Origin of the sequence: Clostridiisalibacter paucivorans DSM 22131, assembly GCF_000620125.1 — a bacterium.
GTDB classification, from domain to species: Bacteria; Bacillota; Clostridia; order Tissierellales; family Clostridiisalibacteraceae; genus Clostridiisalibacter; species Clostridiisalibacter paucivorans.
The window spans coordinates 1-15661 of the sequence record NZ_JHVL01000060.1 but is presented as its reverse complement, the minus strand read 5'-3'; the positions used below and the strand labels follow the sequence as shown (position 1 = coordinate 15661).

At 35.3% G+C, this 15661-nt stretch carries 15 protein-coding genes and 1 other annotated feature; all 15 genes read left to right on the top strand.

The features are described 5' to 3' along the window. Positions 1-301, top strand: a 301-nt coding sequence (locus Q326_RS0113470) for an EF-Tu C-terminal domain-related protein (protein ID WP_026895860.1), incomplete at its 5' end; no start/stop codon positions are given. A gap of 232 nt (positions 302-533) precedes the next feature. After that, complete coding sequence (gene rpmG / locus Q326_RS0113465; RefSeq protein WP_026895859.1) at positions 534-683, top strand: 50S ribosomal protein L33; 150 nt, start codon at positions 534-536, stop codon at positions 681-683. Between the two features lie 36 nt (positions 684-719). Beyond that, a complete protein-coding gene (gene secE / locus Q326_RS0113460; RefSeq protein WP_026895858.1) occupies positions 720-935 on the top strand; it encodes a preprotein translocase subunit SecE in 216 nt (71 codons plus the stop codon). A gap of 48 nt (positions 936-983) precedes the next feature. After that, positions 984-1511: a transcription termination/antitermination protein NusG gene (nusG, locus tag Q326_RS0113455; RefSeq protein ID WP_034602342.1), complete on the top strand. Its 528-nt coding sequence runs from the start codon at positions 984-986 to the stop codon at positions 1509-1511. 122 nt (positions 1512-1633) lie between these two features. Next, on the top strand, positions 1634-2059 hold the full coding sequence (rplK, locus tag Q326_RS0113450; RefSeq protein ID WP_026895856.1) for a 50S ribosomal protein L11: 426 nt from the start codon (positions 1634-1636) through the stop codon (positions 2057-2059). Positions 2060-2113: 54 nt separating this feature from the next. Continuing rightward, complete coding sequence (gene rplA / locus Q326_RS0113445; RefSeq protein ID WP_026895855.1) at positions 2114-2815, top strand: 50S ribosomal protein L1; 702 nt, start codon at positions 2114-2116, stop codon at positions 2813-2815. A gap of 51 nt (positions 2816-2866) precedes the next feature. Then, positions 2867-2991, top strand: a sequence feature (ribosomal protein L10 leader region). A gap of 54 nt (positions 2992-3045) precedes the next feature. Continuing rightward, a complete protein-coding gene (rplJ, locus tag Q326_RS0113440; RefSeq protein WP_026895854.1) occupies positions 3046-3570 on the top strand; it encodes a 50S ribosomal protein L10 in 525 nt (174 codons plus the stop codon). A gap of 54 nt (positions 3571-3624) precedes the next feature. After that, entirely contained in the window at positions 3625-4011 is a 387-nt protein-coding gene (gene rplL, locus Q326_RS0113435; RefSeq protein WP_026895853.1) for a 50S ribosomal protein L7/L12, read from the top strand. Between the two features lie 317 nt (positions 4012-4328). Next, positions 4329-7925: a DNA-directed RNA polymerase subunit beta gene (gene rpoB, locus Q326_RS17435; RefSeq protein ID WP_084489661.1), complete on the top strand. Its 3597-nt coding sequence runs from the start codon at positions 4329-4331 to the stop codon at positions 7923-7925. A gap of 58 nt (positions 7926-7983) precedes the next feature. Then, positions 7984-11499 carry a DNA-directed RNA polymerase subunit beta' gene (gene rpoC, locus Q326_RS0113425; protein ID WP_026895852.1) on the top strand — a complete coding sequence of 1172 codons (3516 nt, stop codon included), beginning with the start codon at positions 7984-7986 and terminating at the stop codon, positions 11497-11499. 133 nt (positions 11500-11632) lie between these two features. Then, on the top strand, positions 11633-11875 hold the full coding sequence (locus Q326_RS0113420; RefSeq protein ID WP_026895851.1) for a ribosomal L7Ae/L30e/S12e/Gadd45 family protein: 243 nt from the start codon (positions 11633-11635) through the stop codon (positions 11873-11875). Between the two features lie 28 nt (positions 11876-11903). Beyond that, complete coding sequence (gene rpsL / locus Q326_RS0113415; protein ID WP_026895850.1) at positions 11904-12317, top strand: 30S ribosomal protein S12; 414 nt, start codon at positions 11904-11906, stop codon at positions 12315-12317. A 132-nt stretch (positions 12318-12449) separates the two neighbouring features. Continuing rightward, a complete protein-coding gene (gene rpsG / locus Q326_RS0113410) occupies positions 12450-12920 on the top strand; it encodes a 30S ribosomal protein S7 (RefSeq protein ID WP_026895849.1) in 471 nt (156 codons plus the stop codon). A gap of 58 nt (positions 12921-12978) precedes the next feature. Beyond that, positions 12979-15045 carry an elongation factor G gene (fusA, locus tag Q326_RS0113405; RefSeq protein ID WP_026895848.1) on the top strand — a complete coding sequence of 689 codons (2067 nt, stop codon included), beginning with the start codon at positions 12979-12981 and terminating at the stop codon, positions 15043-15045. A 36-nt stretch (positions 15046-15081) separates the two neighbouring features. After that, positions 15082-15661 (top strand): GTP-binding protein (locus Q326_RS0113400; RefSeq protein WP_026894933.1); only part of this gene is annotated, 580 nt, incomplete at its 3' end.

Genomic DNA, 15661 nt, shown 5'->3' with positions numbered 1-15661 from the left:
ACCAGGAACAATAACACCCCATACAAAGTTCAAAGCAGAAGTATATGTATTGACAAAAGAAGAGGGAGGAAGACATACGCCATTCTTTAACGGATACAGACCACAATTCTACTTTAGAACAACAGACGTAACAGGAGAAATAAACTTAGAAGAAGGCGTAGAAATGTGTATGCCAGGAGACAATGCAACATTTGAAATCAAATTAATAACATCAATAGCGATGGAAGAAGGATTAAGATTTGCGATCCGTGAAGGTGGAAGAACAGTAGGAGCTGGAGTAGTTAGTGAGATTATAGAATAATCTAAAAGACTAGGTTTGGCCTAGTCTTTTTTAGATAATTTAATATGTATAATTGAATACTTGATAGTTAAATAGGGACATACTATATATAATGTGTTTTATATTCTATTTTTTATTGACATACTTTTTTATTTGTGATAGTTTATATAAAGTAATGTAGTTATTATTGGGTTATTATGCCTTGAAGTAGACTGACATATATATATACGGTATGGTGTAGGAGGTGTTTGTAATGAGAGATAAAATTACTTTAGAATGTACAGAGTGCAAACAAAGAAATTATAATACAACTAAAAATAAAAGACAACATCCTGACAGAATGGAAATGAAAAAGTATTGTAAGTTCTGTAAAACTCACACAGTTCATAAAGAAACTAAGTAGATTAAAGATAATAAAACAAATAAGGATGTGAAATGGATGGCGGCTCAAGCAGGAGCGAATAAAGGAGTTTTTAACAGATTAGGAGGCTTTTTTCGAGGAGTAAGATCTGAAATCAAAAAAGTTAGTTGGCCTAATAAAAAAGACTTGATAAACCACACAATAGTGGTTTTGGTTACATGCGCTTTAATGGGCTTGTTAATTTGGGTTCTAGATACTGTTTACCAAGGACTGTTATCGGTTATAGTAGGTTAAAAAAATAAAAGGGAGGGAAGGACCTTTTTTATTAGGTCCCCATATAATATGGCAGATATATCAGATAAAGCCAAGTGGTATGTTGTACACACGTATTCAGGACATGAAAATAAAGTTATGGCGAATATAGAGAAGATGGTAGAAAATAGAGGAATGCAAGACGTAATACAAGAAGTTAAAGTGCCCACTGAAGAGCATATAGAGACTAAAAATGGAAAAAGAAAAGTAAAAGAGAGAAAGAAATTTCCTGGATATGTTATGGTGAAGATGATAATAACTGACGAATCCTGGTATCTTGTAAGGAATACCAGAGGGGTTACAGGTTTTGTTGGGCCTGGTTCTAAACCTGTTCCATTGACCAATGACGAAATTAAGATGTTGGGAGTACAAGAAGCTTTACCTCAAATAGATATAGAGATAGGGGATTCTATAAAGGTTATATCAGGACCCTTTGAAAACTTCATGGGAAATGTAGAAGATATAAATCTTGAAAAGAGAAAAATGAAAGTGTTTATATCTATGTTTGGTAGAGAGACCCTTGTTGAGTTAGATTTTGGGCAAGTGGAGAAATTGTAATGGGAGTTTATTTATTCTAGTGAGTAATTTTAAAAAATATAAATAAATTTTAGATTAAATATTTGTCAAAAGTGGTAGACAAACTGTCTAAATCCACTAAATAATAAGGAGGTGTAAGGGTTATGGCTAAGAAAGTTGTAGCTGTAGTAAAATTACAGATTCCAGCGGGAAAAGCAACTCCAGCACCACCAGTAGGTACTGCTTTGGGACCTCATGGTGTAAACATAATGGGATTCTGTAAAGAATTTAATGCAAAAACTGCTGATCAATCAGGCATGATAATTCCTGTTGTTCTAACAGTTTACCAAGATAGATCTTTTAGCTTTATAACAAAAACCCCTCCAGTAGCTGTTTTGCTTAAAAAAGCATTGGGTATAGACACAGCATCTGGAGAGCCAAATAAGAATAAAGTAGCAACAATATCAAAGGATAAAGTAAAGGAAATTGCAGAAGTTAAGATGCCAGATTTGAATGCAAATGATATTGATGCTGCTATGAGTATGGTGGCTGGTACAGCTAGAAGTATGGGAATTGTAGTCGAAGAATAATGAAATATGTGGGAGATTTGTAAAGTCGTTAATACCACTGAGGAGGTTATACTTATGTCAAAAAGAGGTAAAAATTATCAAGATAGTGCCAAAATACTTGATAGGGAAAAATTATATGATGCGTCAGAATCAATAGAGTTAGTACAAAAAACAGCTAAAGCTAAATTTGATGAAACTATAGAGTTATCGGTTAGACTAGGAGTAGATCCAAGACATGCAGACCAACAAGTTAGAGGAGCTATAGTTCTTCCTCATGGTACTGGAAAGACAAAAAAGGTTCTTGTTTTTGCTAAAGGAGAAAAAGTAAAAGAAGCGGAAGCTGCTGGAGCAGATTATGTTGGTGCTGAAGAGTATATGGAAAAAATTCAAAAAGAAAATTGGTTTGATTTTGATGTAGTAGTAGCTACTCCTGATATGATGGGGGTTGTTGGTAGATTAGGTAGAATATTAGGACCTAAGGGTTTAATGCCCAATCCTAAATCAGGTACAGTTACATTTGATGTAGAAAAAGCTATAAAAGAGATTAAAGCTGGTAAAGTAGAGTATAGAGTTGATAAGACTAGTATAATACATGTTCCTATAGGAAAGGCTTCTTTTGGAACAGAGAAATTACAGGAAAACTTTGATGCAATTATGGGTGCGATAATAAAGGCTAAACCATCGGCAGCAAAGGGGAAATATTTAAGAAGTGTTGTTATATCTAGTACGATGGGTCCAGGAATAAAGATTAATGGACAAAAATTAATGGAGAAATAAATTTGTTGACAACCTTATTGTAGAGTGTTATAATAAATTTTGTTTCTATTAAATAAATTGTATATTACACCGTAGACAGTAGGAGCGTTAAGCTTAAATATCCTACCGAGGTTTCCTGATAAAATGATTATGCAGGATCTCTCTATGTCTATGAGAGATCCTTTTTTTAATAATAATTATATTTAATGCTAGAAAATTGTAGAATTGCTCTTTAGGGAGGTGGAAGATAAATGAGTTCGAGGATAGAGTCCAAAAAACAAGTTGTTGAAGAAATAAAAGGAAAAATTGACAAAGCTCAAGCCATGGTGTTGGTTGACTATAGAGGTTTAAATGTTGAAGAAGTTACAGAATTAAGAAAGAAGTTTACTGAAGCAGGAGTAGAATATAAAGTATACAAAAACACTATGATGAGATTTGCTTTTAAAGACCAAGGATTAGAGGAATTCAATAAACACTTGGTAGGACCTAATGCTATTGCTTTTGGATTTGAGGATCCAGTGGCTCCAGCTAAAATCACAAATGAATTTGCTAAAGAACATGAAGAGCTTGACATAAAAGCTGGTGTAGTAGATGGTAAGATTATTGGATTAGATGGCATAAAAGAATTGGCAGAATTACCACCAAAAGAAGTGTTAATAGCACAAGTGCTTGGAGGATTGAATGGTCCAATATCTGGATTTGCCAATGTATTGCAAGCTAATATCAAAAACCTTGTATATGCATTAAATGCCGTTAAGGAGAAACAAGAGGCATAATTGAATGAGAAATAAAAATTAAATGTTTAAAGAAAATAATGGAGGGATAATAAAATGGCAAGTGAAAAAGTTATGAATTTAATTGAAGAGGTAAAGGGATTAACAGTTTTAGAATTATCTGATTTAGTAAAGGCATTAGAAGAAGAATTTGGAGTAAGTGCTCAAGCTCCAGTAGCAATGGCAGCAGCTCCAGTAGCAGGTGCAGCAGCAGCAGGTGGCGCAGAAGAAAAGACTGAATTTGATGTAGTTCTTTCAAATGCTGGAAATTCTAAGATCAAAGTTATCAAAGTAGTTAGAGAAATAACTGGATTAGGATTAAAAGAAGCTAAGGCATTAGTTGATGGAGCTCCAAAGCCAGTTAAAGAAGCAGTATCTAAAGAAGATGCAGAAGAAATGAAATCAAAATTAGAAGAAGTAGGAGCAACTGTAGAAGTAAAATAGTTTTAAATAATTGCTCTGGGATTTTCCCAGAGCATATTTCATGTATTTTGCTTTATTGAATTTAATATATTGACTAAAAGGATAAGCTTCGAAGATTTTTTTTGAAGCTTATTTTTTTGGAGAAACTTTACTTGACAACTGTATTTTCATGTGATAATATTATAAAATGCCGAATAGTCAAAAGTTGGCATAAATTTTGAATAAATATTTCCCAAAGGGGAATAATATATAGATATGTTATTAATCATACCATGAAAAGAAGCCATTAGTAAATATTACTTATGGTATTTTAGTTTTAAATAAGGGGTGAATTATAAATGGTGCATCCTGTTTCATTTGGTAAACGGGTTAGAATGAGTTATTCTAGGATTGAAGAAGTTTTAGAATTACCTGATTTAATTGAAGTACAGAAACAATCTTATAAGTGGTTTGTGAATGAAGGATTAAAGGAGGTATTTGAAGATATATCTCCAATACAGGACTATACTGGAAATTTGATTTTGGAGTTTGTTGATTATCATATTTCTGGTGAACCTAAATATTGTGTAGAAGAATGTAAAGAAAGAGATACCACCTATGCTGCACCATTGAAGGTGAAGGTAAGACTTATTAATAAGGAAACAGGAGAAGTAAAGGAACAAGAGGTGTTCATGGGAGACTTTCCATTAATGACAGAAAAAGGGACTTTTATAATTAATGGAGCAGAAAGGGTTATTGTAAGTCAGTTGGTAAGGTCTCCTGGCGTTTATTATTCCCAGAATATAGATAAGACAGGGAATAGGCAATATTCTGCCACAGTAATACCAAATAGAGGTGCTTGGTTAGAGTTTGAGAGTGACTCTAATGGCATAGTATATGTAAGGGTTGATAGGACTAGAAAGCTTCCTATTACAGTACTAGCTAGAGCCATGGGATATGGTACAGACGCAGATATATTAGAGTTGTTTGGAGAAAGCGAAGAGCTATTGAATTCTTTGGAGAAAGATAGTGCTGAATCAGAAGAAGACGGACTATTAGAAATTTATAAGAGATTAAGACCTGGAGAGCCACCAGCAGTAGAAAGTGCAAGGTCTTTGATAAACACATTATTTTTTGATCCCAAAAGATACGATTTAGCTAAAGTTGGTAGATATAAATTTAACAAGAAATTAGCTCTACATAATAGAATAATAGGTAGAGAAGCAGCAGAAAATGTAGTGGACCCTGAGACTGGAGAGATTTTAGCAGAAAAGGGTCAAAAGATAACTAGAGATATGGCATATAAAATAGAGGCTTCTGGTATAAATGATGTAGATATATTAGTAGATGGTAGTAAAATAGTAAAAGTTATAGGCAATCATTTTATAGATGTAGATTCCTTTGAATTACCCTTTGATTTGACTGAATTAGGTCTAAAGGAAAGGGTATATTATCCTGTAATGAAATCTATATTAGATCAAAGTGAAAATGAAGACGAAATAAAGGATTCAATAAAAGAAAGAATAAGAGAGCTTATGCCTAAGCATATAATAATACCAGATATTATTGCTTCTATGAACTATGAATTCAATCTTTTTAATGGTGTAGGGGAAGAAGATGATATAGATCATTTAGGCAATAGAAGAGTTAGGTCAGTGGGAGAATTGTTGCAAAACCAATTTAGAATAGGTCTTTCTAGAATGGAGAGGGTAGTTAGAGAGAGGATGACTATTCAAGATATAGATATTGCTACGCCTCAAGCATTGATAAATATAAGGCCAGTGGCAGCCTCTATAAAAGAATTTTTTGGTAGCAGTCAATTGTCTCAATTTATGGATCAAACAAATCCGTTGGCTGAGCTTACCCATAAGAGAAGGATGTCTGCATTAGGGCCAGGAGGATTAAGTAGAGATAGGGCTGGATTCGAGGTTAGGGATGTTCACCATTCCCATTATGGTAGAATGTGTCCAATAGAAACGCCTGAGGGTCCAAATATAGGACTAATAAACTCACTGGCAACATATGCTAGGATAAATGAATATGGTTTTATTGAAGCGCCTTTTAGAAAAGTAGATAAAGAAAGGGCTGTAGTTACTGAGGATATAGAATATTTGACAGCAGATGTTGAAGATTATTTTGTTGTATCCCAGGCAAATGAGCCATTAGATGAAGAGGGACATTTTATAAATAAGAGGGTTGCTATCAGGGGAGAGAATGGTGCTATCGATGTAATACCAAGAGATGAAGCGGATTATATGGATGTGTCTCCTAAACAGATAGTTTCTGTAGCAACAGCTATGATACCATTTTTAGAGAATGATGATGCCAATAGGGCATTGATGGGTGCTAACATGCAGAGACAGGCAGTGCCTTTGTTGAAGCCTCAAGCCCCTATAATTGGTACTGGAATGGAATATAAGGCAGCGAAGGACTCTGGAGTTGCCATTGTTTCTAAAGTTGATGGTGTAGTAGATAAAGTAAGTGCCAATGAAATCTTGATAAGAAAAGACGAAGATGGACAGATAGAAAAATATAAATTATTAAAGTTTAAGCGGTCTAATCAAGGTACTTGTATTAATCAAAGACCTATAGTTGAAAAAGACGAAAAGATCCAAAAGGGTCAAGTTATAGCAGATGGACCTTCTACTGATTTAGGAGAGATTGCCTTAGGTAAAAATTTACTGATAGGGTTTATGACTTGGGAAGGTTATAACTATGAGGATGCTATATTATTAAATGAGAGATTAGTTAAGGAAGATGTATTAACATCTATTCACATAGAAGAGTATGAATCCGATGCAAGGGATACTAAATTGGGACCAGAAGAGATAACTAGGGATATACCCAATGTTGGAGAAGATGCCCTTAAGGATTTAGATGAAAGAGGAATAATAAGGTCAGGAGCAGAGGTTAAGTCTGGAGATATTTTAGTAGGAAAAGTAACTCCTAAAGGAGAGACTGAGCTTACTGCTGAGGAAAGACTTTTGAGAGCTATATTTGGAGAAAAGGCTAGAGAGGTTAGAGATACTTCATTGAGAGTGCCCCACGGTGAGACAGGCATTATAGTGGATGTGAAGGTATTTACTAGAGAAAATGGAGATGAATTGCCACCAGGAGTTAATGAGTTAGTTAGAGTATATGTGGCTACTAAAAGAAAAATAAATGTTGGAGATAAGATGTGTGGTAGGCATGGGAACAAGGGTGTTATTTCTAGAATACTGCCAGAGGAAGATATGCCATATTTACCAGATGGAAAGCCTCTAGATGTGGTATTAAATCCTTTAGGGGTACCATCAAGGATGAATATAGGTCAGGTCTTAGAGGTCCATTTAGGTATGGCTGCCAATGCATTGGGATGGCATGTAGCTACTCCTGTATTTGACGGTGCCAATGAAGATGATATAATGGATGCGTTGGAGGAAGCAGGACTTCCTAGAAGTGGTAAAATAATGCTTAGAGATGGAAGAACTGGGGAGCATTTTGATAATCCAGTTACTGTTGGATATATGTATATGTTAAAACTCCATCACTTAGTTGATGATAAAATACATGCAAGATCTACAGGACCTTATTCTCTAGTTACTCAGCAACCTCTGGGAGGTAAAGCACAGTTTGGAGGACAGAGATTTGGTGAGATGGAGGTTTGGGCATTGGAGGCCTATGGAGCTGCTCATACACTTCAAGAGATATTAACAGTTAAATCTGACGATGTTGTAGGCCGTGTTAAAACATATGAAGCTATTGTTAAAGGTGAAAATATACCAGATCCTGGAATACCTGAATCCTTTAAGGTGTTAATAAAAGAGCTTCAAAGTTTATCGTTAGATGTCAAGGTACTTACGGAAGAAGATAATGAAATAGAGATTAAAGAATCGGTGGAAGATGATGAAGAAGATAGTAATATTAAATTAGAACTTGAAAATAATGATTACGATCAAGAAGATGATAAGAATTGATGTTGTTCATTGAAAGTTTATCCTATAAATTATTTAAGTGGAAGGGAGAGAAAGCCCCTTGTTTGAATTAAATAACTTTGATTCCATAAGAATTGGATTAGCTTCTCCTGAAAAGATTAGACAGTGGTCTAGAGGTGAGGTTAAAAAACCAGAAACTATAAACTATAGAACACTTAAGCCAGAAAAAGAAGGTCTATTTTGTGAAAAGATATTTGGGCCTACAAAGGACTGGGAGTGTCACTGTGGTAAGTATAAGAGAGTTAGGTATAAGGGCGTTGTATGTGATAGATGTGGTGTTGAAGTAACAAAGGCTAAAGTTAGAAGAGAGAGAATGGGGCATATTGAATTAGCTGCTCCAGTTTCTCATATTTGGTATTTTAAAGGGATACCTAGTAGAATGGGACTTATATTAGATATGTCTCCAAGATCTCTTGAAAAGATATTGTATTTTGCTTCATATGTAGTAATTGATTCGGGAGATACTCCTTTGTCCAATAAACAACTTTTAAGTGAGAAAGAGTATAGAGAGGCCGTAGATAAATATGGCAAAAAATTTAAGGCTGGTATGGGTGCAGAGGCCGTTAAAGAGTTGTTGAGAAATATAGAATTGGATAAAGAGTCTAAGGAACTTAGGATGCAACTTAAAGACAGTTCTGGACAAAAAAAGATTAGGATAACAAGAAGGTTAGAAGTAATAGAGGCATTTAGACAATCTGGAAATAAACCAGAATGGATGATATTGGATGTTATACCTATTATTCCACCAGATTTGAGACCTATGGTTCAACTAGACGGTGGTAGGTTTGCTACATCTGATTTAAATGATTTGTATAGAAGGGTTATAAATAGAAATAATAGATTAAAAAGACTTTTAGATTTAGGTGCACCAGATATAATTGTAAGAAATGAAAAAAGAATGCTTCAAGAAGCAGTAGATGCCTTAATAGATAATGGTAGAAGGGGTAGGCCTGTAACAGGACCAGGTAATAGGCCATTAAAATCTCTATCCGATATGCTTAAAGGTAAGCAAGGTAGATTTAGACAAAATCTATTGGGGAAAAGGGTTGACTACTCTGGACGTTCTGTTATAGTCGTAGGACCAGAGCTGAAGTTTTATCAATGTGGATTACCTAAAGAAATGGCTTTGGAATTATTTAAGCCTTTTGTAATGAAGAAATTAGTGAGTGATGGATTAGCTCATAATATTAAGAGTGCAAAGAGAATGGTAGAGAAAGTGAAAGGTGAAGTTTGGGATGTTTTAGAATTGGTTATTAAAAACCACCCAGTGCTTCTTAACCGTGCTCCTACCCTTCATAGATTGGGTATTCAGGCTTTTGAACCTGTAATTGTAGAAGGTAAAGCTATAAAACTTCATCCATTGGTATGTACAGCATATAATGCGGACTTTGATGGAGACCAGATGGCTGTCCATGTGCCATTGTCCAGTGAAGCTCAAGCGGAATCAAGATTTTTAATGTTATCTATAAATAATATTTTAGCTCCTCAGGCAGGAAAGCCTATAACTACTCCTACCCAAGATATGGTACTGGGAAGTTATTATTTGACAATAGAAGTTGATGGAGAAAAAGGAGAAGGAAAGATATTTAAAGATTTTAATGAAATGTTCCTTGCCTATCAAAATGAAGAAGTAGGACTTCATGCTAGAGTCAAGATTAGGAGAAGACTAGATGAAGATGATAAAGGTCAGCTGGTTGAAGGTACTGTGGGAAGATTCATATTTAATGAGCACCTTCCACAGGATTTAGGATTTGTAGATAGGTCTAAAGATAAATATTCTTTAGAAGTGGATACCTTGGTTGATAAAAAAATGCTTGGAAAAATTATAGAAAAATGCTTTAATACGCATGGAAATACTGTTACTGCATCAGTGCTTGACCATATAAAACAGGTTGGGTTCCATTATTCTACAGTGGGAGCTATTACTATAAGTGTCGGAGATATAATAGTTCCTGAGGCAAAAAAAGAATTGGTTTCTAAAGCTGAGGAATTAATAGATAAATATGAAAAGGCATATAGAAGAGGTCTTATATCAGATGACGAGAGATATGAAAAAGTAATTGAAGTGTGGACTAAGACCACAGAGGATGTAACCGATGCATTGATGAGTAATCTAGATAAATTGAACAATATATTTATAATGGCCCATTCTGGAGCTAGAGGTAGTAAAAACCAGATAAGACAGTTAGCCGGTATGAGGGGACTTATGGCAAATGCTTCGGGTAAAACTGTTGAGATGCCTGTTAAGGCTAACTTTAGAGAAGGACTTTCAGTTTTGGAATTCTTTATTTCTACCCATGGTGCCAGAAAAGGATTGGCGGATACGGCATTGAGAACGGCGGATTCGGGATACTTAACAAGGAGACTTGTGGATGTAAGTCAAGATGTTATAGTTAGACATGAAGATTGTGGCACTGAAGAAGGCATAGTGGTTAAAGCATTTAAAGATGGCAATGAGATAATAGAAGCTTTATCTGAGAGGATAGCGGGAAGGTACTGTCTAGAAGATGTAGTTAACCCTGAAACTGGTGAAGTATTAGTTGCTGCAGGAAATCTAATAGATAATAATACTGCTGATAGAATAGAAGCTGCAGGAGTAGAATCTGTAAAGATAAGATCGGTTCTTACTTGTAAAGTTAAACATGGAATTTGTGCTAAATGTTATGGCAGGAACCTTGCTACTGGAGGAAAAGTAGATGTTGGTGAGGCCGTTGGAATTATAGCTGCTCAGTCTATAGGAGAGCCAGGAACTCAGCTTACCATGAGAACATTCCATACTGGTGGTGTAGCAGGAGGAGATATAACTCAAGGTTTGCCTAGGGTTGAAGAGTTATTTGAGGCTAGAAAACCAAAGGGACTTGCAATAATCTCAGAGATAGCAGGTAAGATATCTATTAATGAAAGCAAGAAGAAAAAAGAAGTAGTAGTTACAGATGAAGATGGAGAAAGCAAATCATATACTGTGCCATATGGATCTAGAATAAAGGTGAGAAATGGTGATTATATAGAGGCTGGAGATGAGCTTACTGAAGGTTCAGTAAATCCCCATGATATATTAAAGATTAAAGGTGTCAACGGAGTCCAGTCTTATATAGTGAAAGAGGTTCAGAGGGTATATAAGATGCAGGGTGTGGATATAAATGATAAGCACGTTGAGGTTATTGTTAAGCAAATGTTAAACAAAGTAAAAATAGAGGATGCAGGAGATACTGATTTGCTTCCAGGAAGCCTAGTTAATATATTTGATTTTGAAGCTGAAAATGAAAAAATAGAAGATCAAGATGGGAAGCCAGCAGTGGGAAGAAGAACACTTTTAGGTATAACTAAGGCATCTTTAGCCACAGAATCATTCTTATCGGCTGCATCTTTCCAAGAGACTACCAGAGTGCTTACTGAAGCGGCAATAAAAGGTAAAGAAGATCATCTTCTTGGGCTTAAGGAAAATGTAATAATTGGTAAACTTATACCTGCTGGTACTGGCATGAGAAGGTATAAAAATATAGCTGTAAATAATATAGAAAAAGAAGAAGAAGAAGAGAACGAAGTTGAAGAATAATTATTGACATGGATAATATCAGGTGTTAAAATATATAAGTGTGCAAAAAGGAAGGTTTGCTTTTTTGATATCAACGAAGATTATGTGTTAAACACATAATCTTCTCGGTATTTAAAAAAGGAGGAAATTTAATATGTTGTCTGATTTAAAAGACAAGAAAAAAGTCATAGGTACGAAGCAGGCCAAACGAGCTGTTATTAATGATAAGGTTGAAATGATGTATATAGCAAAAGATGCAGACCGATTCATTATAGATAGCTTGGTTCAGTTGTGTAATGAAAAAACAGTAGATGTAGTGTTTGTTGAACATATGAAGGAACTGGGTAAAGCCTGTGGAATTGATGTTAGTGCAGCCTCAGTAGCATTGTTAAAATAATAAACATGAATTGGAAGGAGGTGCCCATATGCCAACAATTAATCAATTAGTGAGAAAAGGTAGAGCTAGTATTGCTAAAAAATCTGATGCTCCTGCATTGAATGTGTCTTTTAACTCTTTGAAGAAGAGACCTACTGAATTAAACTCTCCACAAAAGAGAGGGGTTTGTACTGCTGTAAAGACTGTTACTCCTAAGAAACCTAACTCAGCGTTGAGAAAGATAGCTAGGGTAAGGCTTACAAATGGTCATGAAGTTACAGCTTATATTCCTGGAATAGGTCATAACTTGCAAGAGCATAGTGTTGTTCTTATTAGAGGAGGTAGGATAAAAGACTTACCTGGTGTTAGATACCATATAGTAAGGGGAACGCTAGATACAGCTGGAGTTGATAGCAGAAAACAAGCTAGGTCTAAATATGGTACTAAGAGACCTAAAAAATAATATTGTCGAAATGTGCGGATGAGATAGACTTTTGACCATAGATAATAGTGGATCAGGAGATATATGAGCACAACGGCAGAAAAATGTCGAGTACCAATGAATTAATCTTTGATTATTAAGGAGGGAAGCGAAGTGCCTAGAAAAGGACATATACCTAAAAGAGAAGTAATGGAAGATCCAATATATAAAGATAAAATAGTTACTAAACTCATAAATGGGATAATGCTTGATGGTAAAAGAGGAGTAGCTCAAAGAATAGTATATGGTGCATTTGATCTAATGGCAGAAAAAACAGGTGAAGATTCACTAGAAGTTTTCTACAAAGGATTAAATAATATTATGCCTGTATTAGAAGTAAAAGCAAGACGTGTAGGTGGAGCAACTTATCAGGTGCCTATTGAAGTAAGACCTGAAAGAAGGCAAACACTTGGTCTTAGATGGCTTGTGAATTACTCAAGACAGCGTGGAGAAAAGACAATGAAAGAAAAATTGGCTAAAGAAATAATGGATGCTGCTAATAACACTGGAGCCAGTGTTAAAAAGAAAGAAGATACCCATAAGATGGCTGAAGCTAATAAAGCATTTGCTCATTACAGATGGTAATATATTCGCTATTAAACTGTAAATAATAGTAAAACAGAGCAGCAGAAAGGAGGAAATTATGCCAAGACAAGTTTCTTTGGAAAAAACACGAAACATAGGAATCATGGCCCATATAGATGCAGGAAAAACTACAGCAACAGAAAGAATTCTGTTTTATACGGGAAAGGTTCATAAAATAGGAGAGACGCATGAAGGTGCAGCACAGATGGACTGGATGGAACAAGAGCAGGAAAGAGGTATTACAATAACTTCTGCTGCTACCACTACATTTTGGCGAGATCATAGAATAAATATTATAGACACGCCAGGACATGTGGATTTCACTGTGGAGGTGGAAAGATCCCTTCGTATATTAGATGGTGCAGTTGCAATTTTTGATGCTAAAAGTGGTGTTGAGCCTCAGTCAGAGACAGTTTGGCGTCAAGCAGATAAATACGGTGTTCCTAGAATGTGTTTCGTAAATAAAATGGATAAAATGGGTGCAGACTTTTTTATGTCTGTTCAAACAATGAAAGATAGATTGAAGGCAAATGTAGTACCTATTCAATTGCCAATAGGTGCTGAGGATGAGTTTGTTGGTATGATTGATTTAATAAATATGAATGCAAGGGTATATAAGAATGATTTAGGTACAGAGGTGGACATAACTGATATACCTGAAGATATGAAAGACCTTGCTGAAGAATATAGAGAAAAATTATTGGAAGCAGTTGCTGAAAATGATGAAGAACTTATGATGAAATATCTAGAAGGTGAAGATATCTCAATAGATGAAATCATAACTGTAATAAGAAAGGCTACTATCAGTAACGATATAGTGCCCGTATTATGTGGTTCTGCATATAAGAACAAGGGTGTTCAGCTTTTAATAGATGCCATAGTTGATTTCATGCCATCACCTATAGATATACCTCCTGTTAAAGGTATTGCGCCAGAAACAGAGGAAGAAATAGAAAGAAAATCTTCAGATGAAGAACCTTTTTCAGCTCTTGCTTTTAAAATAATGACTGACCCATATGTGGGTAAACTTGCCTTTTTTAGGGTATATTCAGGAGTAATGGAATCTGGTTCATATGTATTGAATTCTACTAAGGGCAAGAAGGAAAGAATTGGTAGATTATTGCAAATGCATGCCAATAACAGAGAAGAGAGAACTGAAGTTTATGCAGGAGATATAGCTGCAGCAGTTGGATTGAAGGTTACATCTACAGGGGATAGTCTTTGTGATGAAAGTAACCCAATAATATTAGAATCTATGGAATTCCCAGAGCCTGTTATATCAGTTGCTATAGAACCTAAAACTAAAGCAGGGCAAGAAAAAATGGGTATTGCATTAGCTAAATTAGCAGAGGAAGATCCAACATTCAGAACATATACAGATGAAGATACAGGTCAAACAATAATATCTGGTATGGGAGAACTACATTTAGAGATTATTGTTGACAGACTGTTAAGAGAGTTTAAAGTAGAAGCAAATGTAGGTAACCCACAGGTTGCTTATAAAGAGACTGTTACTACTACCGCAGATATAGAAAGCAAATATGCAAGACAATCTGGAGGTCGTGGACAATATGGTCATGTAAAGATTATTATTGAGCCATTGGAAGCAGGTTCAGGATATGTATTTGAAAATAAGATTACTGGAGGAGCTATACCTAAGGAGTACATTCCAGCAGTAGATAATGGTATTCAAGAAGCATCTCTAAATGGTATCGTTGGTGGATATCCTTGTATAGACTTTAAAGTAACTCTATATGATGGTTCATATCATGAAGTGGATTCTAGTGAGATGGCATTTAAGATAGCTGGTTCAATGGCATTTAAAGATGCTATGGCTAAAGCTAAACCAGTATTATTAGAGCCATATATGAAGGTGGAAGTTGTTGTACCTGAGGAGTATATGGGAGATGTAATGGGAGATGTGAATTCGAGAAGAGGTAGAATAGAAAGTTTCTCTGATAGAAGTGGAGTAAAGGTTATAAATGCATTTGTACCATTGTCTGAAATGTTTGGATATGCAACAGACCTTCGTTCAAAGACTCAAGGTAGAGGAAACTATTCTATGCAATTCGACCATTACGAACCAGTACCTAAGAATATAGCTGAGAGTATCATTGGTAAATAATATATAAAAAGATAAAAATGAAGGAGGAAAAGAATAATGGGAAAAGCTAAGTTTGAAAGAACAAAGCCACATATTAACATTGGAACAATAGGACACGTAGACCATGGAAAGACAACATTGACAGCAGCAATAACATATGTATTAAACAAGAGAAAAGGAACAGGATCAGCAGTAGCGTTTGATAATATAGATAAGGCACCAGAAGAAAGAGAAAGAGGAATAACAATATCAACAGCACATGTTGAGTATGAGACAGACAATAGACACTATGCCCATGTGGACTGCCCAGGCCATGCTGACTATGTAAAGAACATGATAACAGGAGCAGCACAAATGGATGGAGCGATACTAGTAGTATCAGCAGCAGACGGACCAATGCCACAAACAAGAGAGCATATATTGTTATCAAGACAGGTAGGGGTACCACAAATAATAGTATTCTTAAACAAAGCAGATATGGTAGATGACGAAGAACTAATAGAATTAGTAGAAATGGAAGTAAGAGAATTATTATCAGAATATGAATTTGATGGAGACGAAACACCAATAGTAGTAGGATCAGCATTAAAGGCATTAGAAGAGCCAGACGGAGAATGGGGAGAAAAGATACTAGAAT

Bases quoted from the DNA above. Each gene is read 5' to 3' on its own strand.
- rplL (WP_026895853.1), top strand. From the start codon at position 3,625: ATGGCAAGTGAAAAAGTTATGAATTTAATTGAAGAGGTAAAGGGATTA.
- rplA (WP_026895855.1), top strand. From the start codon at position 2,114: ATGTCAAAAAGAGGTAAAAATTATCAAGATAGTGCCAAAATACTTGAT.
- fusA (WP_026895848.1), top strand. From the start codon at position 12,979: ATGCCAAGACAAGTTTCTTTGGAAAAAACACGAAACATAGGAATCATG.
- secE (WP_026895858.1), top strand. From the start codon at position 720: ATGGCGGCTCAAGCAGGAGCGAATAAAGGAGTTTTTAACAGATTAGGA.
- rpsL (WP_026895850.1), top strand. From the start codon at position 11,904: ATGCCAACAATTAATCAATTAGTGAGAAAAGGTAGAGCTAGTATTGCT.
- Q326_RS0113420 (WP_026895851.1), top strand. From the start codon at position 11,633: ATGTTGTCTGATTTAAAAGACAAGAAAAAAGTCATAGGTACGAAGCAG.
- rplJ (WP_026895854.1), top strand. From the start codon at position 3,046: ATGAGTTCGAGGATAGAGTCCAAAAAACAAGTTGTTGAAGAAATAAAA.
- rpoB (WP_084489661.1), top strand. From the start codon at position 4,329: ATGGTGCATCCTGTTTCATTTGGTAAACGGGTTAGAATGAGTTATTCT.
- nusG (WP_034602342.1), top strand. From the start codon at position 984: ATGGCAGATATATCAGATAAAGCCAAGTGGTATGTTGTACACACGTAT.
- rplK (WP_026895856.1), top strand. From the start codon at position 1,634: ATGGCTAAGAAAGTTGTAGCTGTAGTAAAATTACAGATTCCAGCGGGA.
- rpmG (WP_026895859.1), top strand. From the start codon at position 534: ATGAGAGATAAAATTACTTTAGAATGTACAGAGTGCAAACAAAGAAAT.